Raw genomic sequence first — 15,171 nt, 5'->3', positions numbered from 1 at the left:
CTTTGAACGAGGGGGCGTGCCGGGGTGAGGGCCCGGCCTGGGCTGGGCAGTCATACTTCCGGCCTGGCCCAGGCCCTCCGCCGTGGCGATGTGTCAGGGCGAGGGCATGGACGAGGCCTGCCCCGACCCCGGCTTGGGAGTGATCCTTACCCGGCCCCACCGGACGGGATCCAGCGGGGCCAGGTCGGACGCTGTCGCCGGGCGGTTGCCGCAGGTGACCGTATAGTGCTCGGCCAGTAGCTGCAGCAGCGCTTCGGCATCACGTACGCCCTCCTTGTAACCCCAGAAGTCGCCGTCCTTGCAGTCTTCGTACCCTTCGCCGTCGCTGCGGCACATGTCCTCGTAGTTCATTTCCTGCTGGAACGAGGTCCGCAGTAGGACGAGGACAGAGTTGTTCCTTCCGATGCTCACCGCTGCCCGGTCTTCCGGGTCCTCCCAGCGGGCGATGACAGCGCGTGCCGCCTCGGCCAGTCGGCTCGCCTCGAACAGGCCTTGGATTTCGGCGGGTTCGATCCGTGCCGCGGTCCTGCGGATGAGCTCCTCCGCACTGACGCCTGCCCGGTGTGCCTGCAGCAGCCGACGGCGCAGATCCTCCCGTACGGCGTCGTAGCCGCTCAGGGCCGATCCCAGATATGCCCGGGCCTCCTGCTCGGGGGACGGCGTGCATACGGCGATGACCTTGTCAGCAGTGTCGCCCGAACCTTCTTCTACAAGCCGGACGCGCACATCCATGGAGCCATTGAGTACCACGCGCGCGAGATACTGCTCGTCGATGACGATGTCGAAAGCCTCGTTGAGATCGTCCTGGGCGCGTTCCTGGATAGTGTCGGGGAGCCATTCGCTGTCGTCCAAGTACACCTGTTCGCTGCAGGGGGCCTGCGAGTAGTAAGGATCCAGCACCTCGTCGTAGCGCTGCCAGGGACCGTCCTGGCAGTCGTCATCCGGGAAGCGCACTTCCAGCAATGTGCGGTACTGCTCCATCAGGCATTTCCTGTTCTGAGTTGGGGGAGGGCGGGGCGCTGGGAAGGCGTACCGCACCAGCAGGCAATGAAGGCCGAGAGATGGGGAAGGGGACCGTCTGCTGCCCGGCGGGACCAAGAGGCCGCAGCCCCTCGACGGGCCGGGCAGTGGTGATCGGCCGTGCACCGCCCTGCTGTGGGAGCCGGGGGCTGTGGGCCCGGAGCTGGCGGCTGTCCGGGAGCGCTCAGCGCTCCTTCAGAAGCGGGGCCCGGCGCAGGAACTCGGTGCGCAGCCCCGTGATGACTCTCTCTGCCTGCTGCTGGGCGGGCAGGGTGACGGGAGTGCGCGGCCAGGGAACCGAAGCCCATTCGCGCTGTGTTGCCGCAAGCCGCTGTGCCGGGTCGGCCACGGCGTCCGGCAGGCTGTGCCGTGCCTGGGCGGCGGACTGCTGGATCACGGGAGCCAGGCGGTGAAGTTGCAGCGGATCGAAGATCAGCAGATGGGGTGCTGCCGCGTAGGGTGCAGCGGCGACGACGCCGACGTGTCCCGCGTAGTCCATCAAGAACAGGCGATCGGGTTTTGTGCCCAGGACCCGCTGCTGTTCCCGCTGCCAGGGCTGGGAAAGGAGCCACTTCTCCTTGGCCCTGGCCAGTTCGGCGGCGTCGTCACTGGCGGCCCCGGTGCGGAAGGTGGGCAGAAGGTCCCAGTACTCCTCTTCCGCCGCACAGGCGGCATCGTGCAATTTCGGCACGAACGAACCGACCATCTCGGCGGGCACGGTGAAGACCTTGGGGGTCCTGGTGAAGGGACCGGTCCTGACCACGAGGACGCCGGGCGAGGCGCCGATCTCGGTTGTGTCCGCCACGACGATGGCGGGTGTCCGGCGGGGACGGGCAGCTTTGGCTTTGCGTTGGGCCATGGGGGAGAAGCTCTTTCAGTGGGGGAGGGGGCTGCAGGATCGCCGTCGGCGCAGAGGCGCCGCGCGGCGCACGTCTGTCGGTGCAGGCCATGGTGTCGGCAGCGGCCCGTGGGTTACCTGGAGTGCAACGAGCGGATGATCTGAGGAGATGCGTGTCAGATCTGCAGAATCGGATCATCTTCGAAACGCCCGACCAGCTGGTTGTCGAGGAGCTCCTTGGTGATGGCTTCGGCGCCGGTCTCGATGGCTTCCTGGGCCGCCTGGCAGATCAGGTAGGACAGCGGCTTCATGTAGCCGCCGGTGCGTTCGTGCAGATGCGCGGCGAGGGCGAGGAGGTCGCCGGGGCTGTGCCGGTGCAGGCGCAGGTCCTGATCGAAGAACTTGATGACCTCGTGCCAGATGTCGTAGGCATCGGGGCTGTAGGGGATCGGGTTGACCGCGAGAGCGGGGATGCCGCCTGCTCCGCCTGCAGGTGCCTCAGCCCGTTTGCCGCGGCGGGCGGCGTTGGCGATGTCCCGGGCGCCGGGGCCGCAGTAGACGAAGGAGACGCCGAACTCGCCGGCGAGGTAGCCGAAGTAGTCGAAGGCCGTCTTCAGCTCGGAGTTCTCCAGCCGGTCGATGCCGTCGACGAGGACCAGGCGGGTGCCGCGGGTCTTCATGACATGGCAGACGGGGCCGGTCATGTCGGTGCTGCGCTGGCCGCTTTCGGGATCCTTGGTGTGCTGGTGGCCGACGAAGTCGGCGAAGGGAATGGACCAGTCCAGCTTGCTGGCCGGGGACAGGGGCACGTTGATGTGGATGACCGGGATCCGGGTGCGGTCGGCGGGCAGTTGGTCGCTGACGATGCCTTCGAAGGCGCGGCCGATCTGCCGCAGCACGGTCGTCATCCCGGTCTCGCCGGGGCCGTCGATGGCCAGGTGCAGGGGTCCTTCGCTGTGTGAGCCGCTGGCCAGCCACAGCCGCCTCGCCAGGACAACGGCCTTCTTCAACGCGGGTGTTTGCACCGTGCGCATCGTGGCGTGATAGCGCAGGCGCGCATCACCGGCGTCGACGGGAGTGTCTGGGGGCGGACAGTCGCCCAACTCGGGCGGTACGACGATGCGGTGGACGTAGGACTGCCAGCCGACGCGGACGGTGGGCCGCTCAGGCCGCTCGCCGTCGCCGGCAGCAGGGGGAGAAAGGGGCACCTCGAAGCCTTCTTCGATCGTCAGAGAAGCTGCCGGGGCGGGCGGGTTCGCACCGGCCACGGCGGGAAGGGGTGGACGGGTTCTAAGCGCTCTCGCCGTACAGGCTGCTGCCGGGCACGTCCTGGCCGGCCGGGTCGTGGGCGGCGGGCAGGGACAAACGCCTCGGGTCGACGTCCATGCTGGGCAGGGCCGGGATGCGGCCGAAGACGGGGGCGGGGATGCCCGCGTAGGGGTTCTGGCGCGGCGCGGGACCCACCTGCGGGCCGCGCTCCAGGGACGCGGGCGCGGGCTCGGTGGTGCGGGCGGGGCCGCGGCCGGCGCGTTCCAGCAGGGAGCGTACGACGCGGGCGATGGCACGCTCGTCATTGGCGCTGCCGCCCTGCTCGAGGTGGGCGGCGGTGGCCTGGTCCCAGACGTGCTCGCTCCACTCGTCGCCGATCACCCGCTGGTGGATGAAGTCGGCCTCCGCCCAGGTGCCGGTGCGGTGGTCCTGCAGCCATACCTTTTCGGGCTGGTGCGGGTGGTAGCGCACTGGCCAGCGCTCTTTCTTGCCCGGCCAGCCGGATGCGGCGCCCCGATAGCCGTTCAGCGCCCGGCTGTCGTAGGTGCGCTGGTGCAGCCGGATGCCTGCGTCGGTGACGCGCACCCATGCGGTCGGCAGCAGCCGCAGCCGGTCCTCTGCGGTCAGCCGCACGGGTGCGTAACCGCTGCTGGCCACGTGCGCGGCGAACATCTGGTTGGGCGTGCGCGGCGCCATGGACGGCAGGAACGGGTTGCGCAGTTCCTGGTGCGGGCGCTGCTGCCAGCCGGTGGCGATCCACTCCTGCAGCAGGTCGTTGAGCTGGTCCAGGCGCCACAGTCGTTCGGATGCGACCTTCTTGCCGCGGTGGGTGAAGTCCCGGCCGGTGTAGCCGGTGAGGAACTGGCTGAAGAGGCTTTTCACCGATCCGAAGGTCCGCTCGATGATCGCCTTGTGGGTGGGGGAGTGGTAGCAGGCCGGACGTACCGAGATCCCGAGATAGGCGCACGCGTCCATGAAGGCCCGCCCGGCGAACACCTTCCCGTTGTCCATGACGATCATGTCCGGCACGATCACCGGCCGGGCCGCCGCGTCCCGCATGCGTTCATCGGCCTGAACCAGCTGCGCATACGGCAGTCCCGAGCCCTCGGCGTGGGCCCTGCGCGACCAGCCCGGCCGCACCGGCTGCGGCGTGCACATCTGGGCCAGCAGCAGCAGCGCGTCGACGGCCTTGGTCGCGCGGCCGCCGTGCCGGCGGCTGTCGGGACCGGTCTTGGTGCCGCTGGACTTGGGACGGATGACCGCCGCCAGGATCGACCGGGTGGCGACGTCGATGGCCGCGGTCAGCTCGACGGAGACGGCCCGGCCCGTTTCATCGAGGGCCAGCACATCGAGCTGGGTGGTGTCGATCTGCACCTGCTCACCCGGCGCGATTGCCATGGCCCGTGTGAACGGCGGCTGCGGGCGGCTGCCATCGCTTTCCCGCTGCCGGACGGTGTCCTTGCTACTGCCGCACGCGATCCCCAGACGCTTCAGCAGCCGGTAGAACGTGGCCCGTGACGGCAGCAGCCGCCCGGCCTCCCTCTTCTTGAACTTCTTCACGCAGGCCCTCCTGAGCAGCTCGAACAGCCGTGACTTGGTTCCGGTGGACTTCTTCTTCAGCCGGCCGTACACCTGCCGCAGCAGCCGCACGACCCGCTCGTCGACGCGGCCGCGGCTGCCGGGCGCCCGCAGTCTGCGTTTGTCGACCAGCCCCCACACCCCCTCGGCCAGCCAGGCCAGCCGCTTGCGCTCCACCGTCGCCGCCGACACCTGGTGGTGCGCGGCCTGCAGTTCGGCCGCCTTGAGCGCGTACCGTTCACGCAGCGTCGTGCGCGCCGGGTCGTACCCGGGACGGGGCTCGCAGCCGGGCGCAGCGAAACCGGGCAGACCGGTGTGCACCTCCAGTACGTGGTCCAGCCAGAACTCGGCCTCCTCCCGCGCCTTTGGCGACAGTCCCTCCAGCAGGGCCACACTCGCCAGGCCCTCCCGTGCCGGCACGGCCCGGCCGCCCATGCTGTCGTCGGGGGAGGCGAGCTGGGCGAAGTCCGGCGCGCCGAGCAGCGCATCGAGCAGGACGACGGCGTCCTCGCCGTCGGCGCCGTGGCTGAGCAGATGCACGCTGCTGCCCTGCAGGGCCGCGACCAGGTAGCTGCTGCCCCGCCAGCGCACCGCGTCCCCCACCGTCACGGCGCCCGGCCGTGCAGCCGACACACACGGCGCGGCCATCACGCCACCGCCCGGGATGCCGTGGACGACCACACCAGAGACCGGGCCGGCACGAACGGCAGGTTCCAGTCGATGCGCAGATCTTGCTTCCAGATCAAGTGATGAGCCTGCGCCAGGGCGGAAAGCTCCGGCAGGCCGGTGGCCGCCACCCCCTCGGTGAGGGGTCTCGGTGTGGCGAACGCGGCGTGCAGCAGCCGGGCCGCCTCGGTATCCGCCAGACGCGCATGCCGGTAGCGGGACAGACGCCGCCGGTTTTCCGCCTCCGTCACCGACGTGTCCGCCGGGGTGTGCACCCGTACCTGCCAGCCGGCCTGGAGCCCGGCGGCATCCAGCAGCCGGAGCACCCCTGGCCAGTCCTCGCCCGCAGTGCCGCCCGGAGCGCGCACCACGAGACGGGCACGCCCGTCGGCCAGCCGCGCGAAGAAGTCCGGCACATGGGCGCCGCCGCCGTCCGCCCAGCTCAACCGCACCGGCCACGCGGTGAAGGCGGCCACCTCGGGATCGAACTCCAGCGCGCGGGCCGCAGCCAGCGCCTCCAACGTCGCACAGCCGGCATGGCGGGCCGCCCCGGCCGGCCGCCACCATGTCGCGATCGCCTGCTTGCCCCGGTACTGCACCGGCTTCCACACCGGCTCCCGCTCCTCCAGCGCCTCCCGCAGCAGCTGGCTCACCGGCCGCCGCACCAGCCGCCCGGCCGGGGAATGGAACTCGGCCCACACCACATCCCGCACAGCACACCCCTTTTCACGGATCGCGAAAACATGGACGTCGCCCGTGTGATCGATCCGGGCGGTGTCGAACACGGTGACGGCCCGACCCTCCGTCAGGGAAGCGAACCGGCTCGAACACGCTCGAACGAGCGAGGCGCGGGCGTCCGGCGCGCGCCTCGCTCGATCGTGTGAACGAACCACCTGTCGCGCCGGCCGGGCCGGTGCGCGGCACGGCGTCGGCCGCGTGGGGCGGGACCGGCAGGGGGCGTGAGGCGACCGCCAACGCGCGCCTCACCCGAACGGGTTCGAATCACGGCACATCGGCGCAGGTCAGATCGTCACATCCGGCGGCAGAACGTTCATGCGGGCCCACGCACCGTGTTCGGGCCCTGGCATGCTCCGCTGCCAAGCGCTCCCGCCGGCAACAGCCCCCGTGCCGCCATCTGCCCCCACCGCCCAAGGAGTTGAGACAAGCCGTGAACGAACTCTTCCCCACGGACGCGATGTTGCCTGCCGCCGCACCGCGCGACCTGCCCACCCCCGACGAACGGCGCAGGCTGCGGCGGGAATCCGACCTGTCCCTGCACCAGGTGGCCGACGCCTGCTCGGTCACCGAGACCACCGTCCGGGACTGGGAGAACGGCACCACCACCCCGCGCGGCCACAACGCCGATGTCTACCGAAACCTGCTGGCGGGGCTGCACGCACGGCTCACGCAGACTTCCGCGCCCGCGTATCCGGACACCACCGCACCGGACTGGCCCGCTCTGGGAGCCATCCACCGCGAGATCCCGTCCCAGGCCGGCACCGACCAGCCGTGCCGACGCTGCAGGCAACCCACCGGCCAGCGCGTCGGCGGCAAACCCCAGCATCTGGGCACCCGGTGCCCCGGCCCCGCCTCACCGCCGGCGCCCTCCGTACCGCCACAGAGGGTGGCACCGGCCTCCATCCAGCTAGCAGCAGTCTTCCCGCCGGCTGTTCCCGCCGCGCGCCTGGACTATCTCACCGTCGGGCGCCGCACCAGCGAGGGCCCCCTCGCCGTGATCGACACCGACGGCGGGCAGGGACTTGCCGCCCGTTACCCCGACGGCCACCGACGCCCAGTTGCCGCCGAAAACTGCACCGAGCTGCTGTCCTGGGCCGTCACCGCAGGCCTGGGCACGCCCGCCGTCAAACCCGGGGCCGGGCTGGACGTCGGCCCGCTGCTCGTCCTGACCGAGGCGGCCACCGCCCACCTGGCCCTGCCGCTGGCCCCGCCCGCCTGGGCACAGCGGCATCCGCGCAGCGACCACCCCCTGCTGCAGCAGCTGCGGGCGATCGGCTGGCAGACCGACACCCACGGACTCGGCCCCTGGTCCACCCTCCACCCCAGCAACCAAGACCCCCACCGCGACGGCATCCACCTGGCCGTCACCGCCTGGGGCGCCCTGTACCGCGACGCGTGGAAGCTGCCCGAGACCCTCGACGCGGCCCAACTGGCCAGCCTGCTGGGCCAGTACACGAGCCTGCTGCGCACCCCGCTGGGCACGCCCGGAGACTGCGGCCACCGGCTGATGAGCGACCTGCGCCCGCCAGCGCGCCAGCACCCCGTCTCCGGGGCCCTGCTGTGCCCGGGCGCACCGGGCGCACTGACCGAGTGCGTCGATCCCGCACCGTGCGAGGCACCGGCCGGCCACCATCTCGCCGCGGGCCGGGCGGCCGCCGACAGCCTCGCCGTCGAAGACCTCAACTGGTGGCGCACCCCCACCCCTGCCGAAGCCGAGTGCGCATACGTGGTCTGCCTGGCCGTCAACCTGCCCTACGTCGCCGACTGCAACAACATCCGTGTCGCCGACGGCCCGGCCTGCGAGGTCGATGAACCTCCTTTCGACCGCAGAACCCCCGGCAGCTGGCTGGTCGCCCTGCCCCCCGTCCGTCCGCAACACCCCCAGCTGCCGTCCCCCTTCCCCACCGAAGGCCTGGCCTGGCACCCCACTCCGGCGGTCGCCTACGCCCTGGAGCGCGGCATCACCATCCGGCCCGTCAAAGGCTGGCTGCGGCGCACCAGCCCGCCCGGGCCCTACCTCAACCCCTGGTACGACCGCTTCCGCAAAGCCCACCTCACCGCGCTGGAACGCCTGGGCATCACCGCCCAGATGACCCCGCAGGCGTTCGAGACCGCCCTGCACGATCTGCCCCACGGTGATCCGGCAGGCGTGGCCCTGCTGCGCGCAGTGCACGCCTCCGCCGACGGCGGCCTTGCCCGGCTGGCCGCCCAGCCCGCCGACCCCGACCACCACCCCGCCCTGCCCTGGCCGAGCCCGTCCGACCCCAGCTGGCGCCCCGACCTGCTGGCCGCAGTGACCGCCAACACCCGCGCCAACGTGCACCGCAAACTGTGCCAGACCGCCCGCACGGGACACTTCCCGCTGGCCGTCCACGCAGGCCACATCGTCTACGCCACCCGGACCCCCAGCATCCTGGAGATCACCGGAGAGGCCGACTGCGGATTCCGGGTCGGCATCTCGCCCGGCCACGTCCGGCCGGTCGCCGTCCGCACCATGGACTGGTTCCTCGAGCACTGCCGCCAGGACCACAACCCCGCACAGGCGCTGACCGACACCGCCGTCCCATGGTGACGGCGCCCGCCCGAACCGGCCGCCCCACACCGCCCCAACGGCCGCCGCGCTCCTCACGGCAGACTGGTCACCGGCCCGTCCAGCCTCCAGGGCAGGCAAGAGGAGTCCTCCAGCGTCTCGGACAGCGGCCGGTGCGGCTCCAACGGCTGCATCTGACCCGAGCGGTAACCCGGCGGCGGAGCCGTCTGCGCCAGCCGGGCCGCCACCGGGGCGGCGACGCGGTGCTGCATCGTCCAGCTCCGCAGCGTCCGGTAGCCCCCGTGCTCCATCTGCTCGGTCATGCCCAGCCGCTCACCGACCCACGTGATCCAGCGCCGCGACACCCAGCCGGGCGCACCGTTGTCGAAGTCCCGGCCCCAGCACCGCTGCCGCTCGTGCACAGCCATCGCCTCCGCCACCGTGACCGCCTCCGGGTAAACCACCAGCGGCAGGGCCTGCGGCCGGCGCACCAGGCCCAGTGCCCGCTCCCGTCGGGCCCACACCGTGTCCGAGCCCATCTGTCGGCACCGCCACCAAAACCCGGCCACCTGCAGGGCGTCGGCCAGCAGGGCCCGCGCGTACGGGCCCACCCGCTGCTCCAGCCGCATCCGGCGCCGATGAGCCTCCACCACCTCCTCCAGCCCCGCAAGACTGATGTGCTGCGCCCGGTCGGAGCCCTGCAGCCACTGCCCGTGGCGCACACACACCTGCCAAGACGCGCGCAGGGCCAGCCACACCAGCGGCAGTCCATCGCTGCGGCGGGCCGTGCATCCCGAGCACTCCGCCAGCACCGTCCAGCCCGCAGGCCAAGGGCCGACACGCGCCGGCCGCGCCCGCGAGGAAACCGGCCCCGCAGCGGCGGTGGGCAGGGTCCGGCGCAGGTGCGCCTCGTCCCGGCCGGCCAGCACCGACAGCAGCCCGATCCCCTGACTGCTCAGCAACACCTCGCTCGTGCGCGGATCCAGTGCGTGATGTCCCCGGACCCCCAGATCGTCAAGGACACCAGCCGGCAGGATGCCGTTGGCGGCAGCCAGCCGGACGACGAACGAACTCGCCGCCTCTCCCCGCACCGCCGACAAATCCACCGGCTTCGCCACCAGCACACCCACCGCGCCCCGCCCCTCACTTCGCCGTCGGCACCCCCGCGTGGCTCGGCCCCGCCCCGCCATCCGGACAACGACCACCACCCGGCCGGGGCAACGCGCCCCCAACCCGACAGGAGGACCCCCGCACCGTGCCCCACCCCAGCACGTCGGTCGCCGAGGCCCTGGACATCGCCGACGCCCGCCACTGGACCAGCCGCCCCCCGGTCCGGCCCCCCGCGCGCGTGCGTCATCTGCTGCGCCACCAGGGCGCCGCAGAGCTGGCCCCCCGGCTTTTCGCCTTTCCGGATGCGGTCACCCGGTGGGCCGCAGGAGACACCAGCGGCCTCACCCCCGCCCAACAGACCCTCATCGAGCGGGAGATCTACCGCGCCTGGCAGCCAGATGTCAGGCGCCGCGCCCACCAGCAGATCCTGCACCACGGCGGCTCCGTCACCGTCCAACTGCACGCCCGCTTCACCTACACCACCAGCTGTGGCGAGTTCTGCGACCCCCGCCTGCGCTCGCTGATCGAAGACCTGCCCACCGTCCACGCCCGGACGCTCTTCGAGGCCCGCCACCGCAACGCGGACGAGGACGAACTGCGCGGCATCCTGGCCGACGGCATGGGCGAGGCCTACTTCTTCCGCGCCCTGCCCACCGACCAGCAGCAGGCCGCTGTCGCCATCAGCGACCTCCACCTCGTCCAGTTCCACTACTGAGCACCCCTCGCAACAGCGGGGCGCCCGCGCCAGGCCGCCCGCCGCACACCCCGTCGCCCGTGACCCGGGCCGCCCGCTGATGCGAAAGACACCACGCCCATGGCCCTCATCTACGCCTTCCAGGACACCGCCGGACACTGGCACGGAGACCTCGACACCCCCCTCGTCGCAGACCCCGGGCACGGCACCCTCACCTACCTCCCGGTGCCCGGCACTCCCGAGGCGGCCAGCCCCTTCGCGGGGCAGACCCTCAACGTCCTGTTCGCCGTCACCGACCTGGACCCCGGCCCCGTCGCCTACCAGCTCGACAGCGGCGGCACCTTTACGGCCTCCTGGCACGTGCACGCCCTCCTGGCCACGCCCGTCGGCAGCAGCCGCACCCTGCCGAATCCGCCCGACCGCGACAACACCCCCGAGCCGTACCTGGAGCTGGCCGCGACCGACCACGGCCGCCGCTACCTCCTGACCGCCACCCGCCACGACGACGGCCGTCTCGCCGCCACCCTCACCGTCAGCACCCTCGCCGGCGACATCGAAGGAGAACTGTGCGGGGACATCGACAGCGCCCACCTCGACGGCCTGGCCCGGCTGCTCGGTGCCGCAACCCGCGCCACCCCGGTACAAGCCGCCGCCCCCGTCCCCGCCACAGGCCCGGAGCCCCCCGCCCCTGCGGCCCCGCGGCGTGGCGAGCCGTGGACCGACGAAGACAGCGCCCACCTGGCCGAGAGATACCGTCATGAACGCGACTTCGCCGCACTGGGCCGGGAGTTCGGGCGCACCCCGCTGGCCATCCACCACCAGCTCGCCCGCCTCGGTCTCACCCTCCGCCCGGCCCCGCCGTCGCCCGCCGCCTGGCCCGCGCCCGTGCCGAAGCAGACCCACGCCCCCACCCTTGAGGAACGCCGCAAGACCCACAGCCGCTCCCACGAGGGATGGACGGAGGCAGAGGAGAAGCAGCTCGCCCAGCGCTGCGCCCAGGGCGCCACAGCCGAGGAGATGAGCCGGGAGTTCGGCCGCACCGAGAGAGCCATCAACAAGCGTCTGAGCGTCATCGGCGCACAGGGCCCTGCCGCCGACAAGGCCCGCACACCGGAGTTCTGACGCCGGCCGGCATCCCCGGACACACCACCTCAGCGACAAGCCTGATCAAATATCTGATCAGGCTTGCATCCTGCATGGGGAGCCAATACCGTTCAGGCACGGCAGGCACCCGCATCCCGAGGAGGCAGCAGTGCTGCTGACCACGGGACAGGCAGCCCAGGAACTCGGCTGCGCCATCACCACCTTCCGCCGTCTCGTGCACGCCGGGCTGCTGCCGGGCCTGTCCCGCCGGGGTGTGCGTGTCATGGTTCCGCTCCATGTGGTCCAGGCACTCGGTCAGCGCCGGCACGCCCCGCTGGACCGGCTAGATGCTCAAGAGATCGCCGTCCTGCGGGTCGACGCGGCCAAGCAGGTACAGGAACCGGACCGGAACTGGATCGGCTTCGCGGCCTCACTCGCCCCCGAGGACATCCTCAAGGCGCTGCGCGGCTGGTGGCGCTGCGATGCGCCGAGCGTGGCGGCCGCCGGAGTCCTGCCGGTGACCCTGTCGGGCTACGTGGTGGCCGTGCTGACCGGTTTGGAAGTCTGGGAGAAGAACGCCAAGGGCCGCTATGCCTTCCCTCACGCGCGGCTGGCGGGCTACGTCACCGACCTGGCCACGCCTGTCCATCACGTGACTGCCTCCTCGCAGGCCGACCGGATGCTCGCTGATCTGCTGCTGGGTAGCCGGCTTGTCTCCCACTCGGGCGGGGCCATCGCCTACGTCCCCGCACCCGCCGCCGCCCGCCGTCCGGACAAGGAAGCCTGATGGACGCACAGCGCTACACCGCAGCCCTAGCCGAACTGCGCACCGTACGGGACGAGATCAAAAAGACCCGGGCGGCCCTGGCGAAGCTGGAGGCCGAGCGGGACAGGCAGATCACGCAGCTGGCCGGGTACGAGAAGGCGAAGGCGGAACGGATCGCCCCGGCGGCCGGACTGAGCCTGGCCCACGTCGTCAGCCTGGCCCCCGCTCTGGCCCCCGACCGCCTCACCACAGCCGAGACCAACCCGCCCCACCCCGAGCCGGACGCCCCAGCCGCCGCCGATGACGGCACGGAGACTCCGCCCCACCCCGCCACCCAGACGGCAGCGGTGGCGCCCGCGATGGCCGCCGCCACAGCAGCCCAGCCCGTCGCCGCCTCCCCGTCGGCTGCTCCTGCCGAGGACCGTGCCTCCGCGAAGCCCGAAACCCCGGATGCGCCGCGTGCCCTCCCGTCGATCCCCGGCGGGGCAGCGGGCAACAACTGGTTCACGCACACCCCGAACCTGCTCTCCACGCCACCGAACTTCACCCAGCAGGCCCGCTCCACCGTCTTCCTGGACACGGACACGGGCGTGCTGGTGAACCGCAGCCAGACCCACCGCCTCGACCTGGCGGACACCTCGGTCGCCGCCATCCTGACCGCCGTCTTCCAGACCCTTCCCGAAGGCACGGAGCGCATCTACATCACCGCAGGTGAACCCTGGCACCGCGACGCCGACCGCTACCCCTACCTGCGGGATGCCGTCGCGGCCTGGCTGAACGCCCCCACGCCGGGCTGGCGCACCGACACCGGCCGCGGCAAAGACCGGATGGCCGGACACTTCGTCCACGCCCGCAACCCCGTCGGCCGCTACCAGCGCGACAACGGCGACAGCCACGTCGAAATCCGCTCGGCGGGGGAGTGGTTCGACACCGGCGGCGACGACCCGGCCACCATCCGGGACGCGTTCGTACTGCTGTGGCAGGCCCTGCGCCGCCACTGGACCGACGCCGTCATCATGGGCTCCCCCTCCCAGACCGGCCGCGACCTGTGGACCCGCACCATCCCCACCCGCGGCCAGCACGCCGACGGCTTCCCCGTCCTGTCCGAGGAACTGCGCGGCCTGCTGCACGCCACCGCCGGCCAGGGCCGCAACGAACTCATCACCCCGCCCCGCGTCCCGGAGGAACTGCCCCAACTCGTCGAGTACGACCGCACTTTCGCCTACGCCAAACACACCTGGAAGTCCCCGGTCGGCACCCCCCGCCGGATCACGGCCGCCGCCTTCGCCTCCTGGAGCGAGAAGGAGCAGACCCGGGCCCTGTACGGCTGCGGTCACTGGCAGGTGCGGGTCACCGTCCCCGACACCTGGAACCACGTCGGCATCCTGCCAGCCCCCGCACCGGGCGAGCGCGCCTGGCACTACCCGGCCACACCCAGCACCACTTTCACCACCTGGGCCGGCGGCCCCGAAATCCACACCGCCCTGACCAACCCCATCACCCCGTGGAAGATCGAAATCCTCGACGGCATCCTGTGGGAGGACGGCAAACCCCTCGACGACTGGGCCAAGAAACTCAAAGAGACCTGGACCAACATCTCCGCCCAGGCCCACTTCCAAGGCGACGCCCAGCAGGCCCGCGCCGCCCACCTCGCCTCCCGCGCCGTGCGCGCCATCCTCCTGTACGGCATCGGCGCCTTCGCCCAGCGCCCCCGCATGGTCACCGGCTCCACCCCCCGCACCCTGGAACGCGACGTCCCGCCGGACGCCGAAATCATCGGCTTCGACGACGAACTGATCACCTGGCAGAAACCCACCGGCTTCGCCCGCGACCCCAACGCCCACCCCGAATGGTCTGCCGCGATCTGGTCCGCCGCCCGCGCTGCCCTGCTCACCCAGCGCCACCGCGACGACGACACCTATGCCGGAGCCCTGCACACCCCGCCCGGCACGGTGATCGCCTTCCGCACCGACGCCCTCTACCTCACCCAGCCGCAGGCCTGGCCGCATCACCATCAGCCCGGCGACTACCTCCTCAAAGGCCACCTCACCGGGCCCCTGTCCGCCCCCACCAGCGAAGAGGAACTCCTCATCGTGCGCAATGCCGGACGTGCCGCCCTTGCCACCGCACGGGAGACGTGATGCCGCCCCGCCCACGCGACAACCGGCCAGCTTCCCAGGGCGAGTTGAATGAGGCGGCCCAACTCGCCGACCGTCTCCAGGCCGTCGGCTACACCAAACGCGACATCGCTCGCATCATCAACCGCGACCCGTCCCTGGTCTCGCAGTTCTACACCAAGAACAAGGGCGCGGCGTTCGTCACCGCCCTGCGCGAAGCCCTCACCGCCGTGGAGACCGGCGGCATCACCGACCTGCCCGAACTAGCCGCGATCGCCGCCCGGCACATCACCCGCCGCACCACCGCCTCCGGCGCCCGCGCCCGAGTCCGCACCAAAGCCGTCCTGATCACCCCCACCGGCTCCGGCACCGGCCGCGTCGGCGCCCAGGCCATCGCCTCCGGCTCCGCCCGCCTGCGCCCCTTGATCGCCGAAGCCGCCCGCCAAAGCCTGCGCGTGGCCTTCACCGTCCGCCTGGCCAAGACCGCCTACTTGCACCCTTCCGGCAGCCGCACCGACTCACCCGGTATCCGCCGAGACGTCATCCAGCGCGCCGACCACACCGAGGAACGCTCCTACGGCTCCGCCCAGACCGGGGGTCTCGACGCCGCCGACTTCGCCCGCCGCGTCGACGCAGCCGGCGGCGATGTCACGGCGGCCGTCCACCAATGGCTCGTGGAAAGCGGACGCATCCGCGCGGACGCCCAGCTCATCCACCTCGAAGTGCGCACCTGGCGCCCGCGCTGACTTGCCGCAGCCCGCC

12 protein-coding genes are annotated in these 15,171 nt (G+C 71.7%); 6 read left to right on the top strand and 6 right to left on the bottom strand.

The window, feature by feature from the left end; all coding sequences use genetic code 11:
• Nucleotides 1–93: 93 nt before the first annotated feature.
• The 5 genes from ACFU53_RS01430 to ACFU53_RS01410 form a co-directional block, all read right to left on the bottom strand.
• Nucleotides 94–981 carry a hypothetical protein gene (locus ACFU53_RS01430; RefSeq protein ID WP_383984667.1) on the bottom strand — a complete coding sequence of 296 codons (888 nt, stop codon included), beginning with the start codon at nucleotides 979–981 and terminating at the stop codon, nucleotides 94–96.
• A 223-nt stretch (nucleotides 982–1,204) separates the two neighbouring features.
• On the bottom strand, nucleotides 1,205–1,879 hold the full coding sequence (locus ACFU53_RS01425) for a hypothetical protein (RefSeq protein WP_383984664.1): 675 nt from the start codon (nucleotides 1,877–1,879) through the stop codon (nucleotides 1,205–1,207).
• A 155-nt stretch (nucleotides 1,880–2,034) separates the two neighbouring features.
• Nucleotides 2,035–3,066 carry an ATP/GTP-binding protein gene (locus ACFU53_RS01420; RefSeq protein WP_383984661.1) on the bottom strand — a complete coding sequence of 344 codons (1,032 nt, stop codon included), beginning with the start codon at nucleotides 3,064–3,066 and terminating at the stop codon, nucleotides 2,035–2,037.
• Nucleotides 3,067–3,148: 82 nt separating this feature from the next.
• On the bottom strand, nucleotides 3,149–5,314 hold the full coding sequence (locus ACFU53_RS01415) for a Mu transposase C-terminal domain-containing protein (RefSeq protein ID WP_383984658.1): 2,166 nt from the start codon (nucleotides 5,312–5,314) through the stop codon (nucleotides 3,149–3,151).
• Nucleotides 5,315–5,352: 38 nt separating this feature from the next.
• A complete protein-coding gene (locus ACFU53_RS01410) occupies nucleotides 5,353–6,084 on the bottom strand; it encodes a TnsA-like heteromeric transposase endonuclease subunit (RefSeq protein WP_383984655.1) in 732 nt (243 codons plus the stop codon).
• Nucleotides 6,085–6,539: 455 nt separating this feature from the next.
• Between ACFU53_RS01410 and ACFU53_RS01405 the strand changes: the two genes are divergently transcribed.
• On the top strand, nucleotides 6,540–8,681 hold the full coding sequence (locus tag ACFU53_RS01405) for a helix-turn-helix domain-containing protein (protein ID WP_383984652.1): 2,142 nt from the start codon (nucleotides 6,540–6,542) through the stop codon (nucleotides 8,679–8,681).
• A gap of 53 nt (nucleotides 8,682–8,734) precedes the next feature.
• Here ACFU53_RS01405 and ACFU53_RS01400 read toward each other — a convergent pair whose 3' ends face one another.
• The gene (locus ACFU53_RS01400; RefSeq protein ID WP_383984649.1) at nucleotides 8,735–9,769 is read right to left on the bottom strand and encodes a TniQ family protein; all 1,035 of its coding nucleotides are present in this window, start codon (nucleotides 9,767–9,769) and stop codon (nucleotides 8,735–8,737) included.
• Between the two features lie 125 nt (nucleotides 9,770–9,894).
• Between ACFU53_RS01400 and tpg the strand changes: the two genes are divergently transcribed.
• The 5 genes from tpg (at nucleotide 9,895) to ACFU53_RS01375 (ending at nucleotide 15,155) form a co-directional block, all read left to right on the top strand.
• Entirely contained in the window at nucleotides 9,895–10,464 is a 570-nt protein-coding gene (gene tpg / locus ACFU53_RS01395; protein WP_383984646.1) for a telomere-protecting terminal protein Tpg, read from the top strand.
• Between the two features lie 99 nt (nucleotides 10,465–10,563).
• On the top strand, nucleotides 10,564–11,565 hold the full coding sequence (locus ACFU53_RS01390; protein ID WP_383984643.1) for a hypothetical protein: 1,002 nt from the start codon (nucleotides 10,564–10,566) through the stop codon (nucleotides 11,563–11,565).
• A gap of 130 nt (nucleotides 11,566–11,695) precedes the next feature.
• Nucleotides 11,696–12,313: a helix-turn-helix domain-containing protein gene (locus ACFU53_RS01385; RefSeq protein WP_383984640.1), complete on the top strand. Its 618-nt coding sequence runs from the start codon at nucleotides 11,696–11,698 to the stop codon at nucleotides 12,311–12,313.
• Nucleotides 12,313–14,433, top strand: a complete 2,121-nt coding sequence (locus ACFU53_RS01380) for a hypothetical protein (RefSeq protein WP_383984637.1) — start codon at nucleotides 12,313–12,315, stop codon at nucleotides 14,431–14,433. The genes ACFU53_RS01385 and ACFU53_RS01380 overlap by 1 nt, the downstream gene beginning before the upstream one ends.
• On the top strand, nucleotides 14,433–15,155 hold the full coding sequence (locus ACFU53_RS01375; protein WP_383984634.1) for a helix-turn-helix domain containing protein: 723 nt from the start codon (nucleotides 14,433–14,435) through the stop codon (nucleotides 15,153–15,155). The genes ACFU53_RS01380 and ACFU53_RS01375 overlap by 1 nt, the downstream gene beginning before the upstream one ends.
• Nucleotides 15,156–15,171 lie beyond the last annotated feature (16 nt).

This window comes from Streptomyces sp. NPDC057474, from assembly GCF_042802555.1.
In the GTDB taxonomy this organism is placed as follows: domain Bacteria; phylum Actinomycetota; class Actinomycetes; order Streptomycetales; family Streptomycetaceae; genus Streptomyces.
Note: the sequence above shows the minus strand (reverse complement) of the source record. Positions and strands in the feature narration are given on the sequence as shown.

Excerpts from the sequence above, each read along its gene's own strand:
- ACFU53_RS01430 (WP_383984667.1), bottom strand. The coding sequence starts at position 981 with ATGGAGCAGTACCGCACATTGCTGGAAGTGCGCTTCCCGGATGACGAC.
- ACFU53_RS01425 (WP_383984664.1), bottom strand. The coding sequence starts at position 1,879 with ATGGCCCAACGCAAAGCCAAAGCTGCCCGTCCCCGCCGGACACCCGCC.
- ACFU53_RS01390 (WP_383984643.1), top strand. The coding sequence starts at position 10,564 with ATGGCCCTCATCTACGCCTTCCAGGACACCGCCGGACACTGGCACGGA.
- ACFU53_RS01380 (WP_383984637.1), top strand. The coding sequence starts at position 12,313 with ATGGACGCACAGCGCTACACCGCAGCCCTAGCCGAACTGCGCACCGTA.
- ACFU53_RS01375 (WP_383984634.1), top strand. The coding sequence starts at position 14,433 with ATGCCGCCCCGCCCACGCGACAACCGGCCAGCTTCCCAGGGCGAGTTG.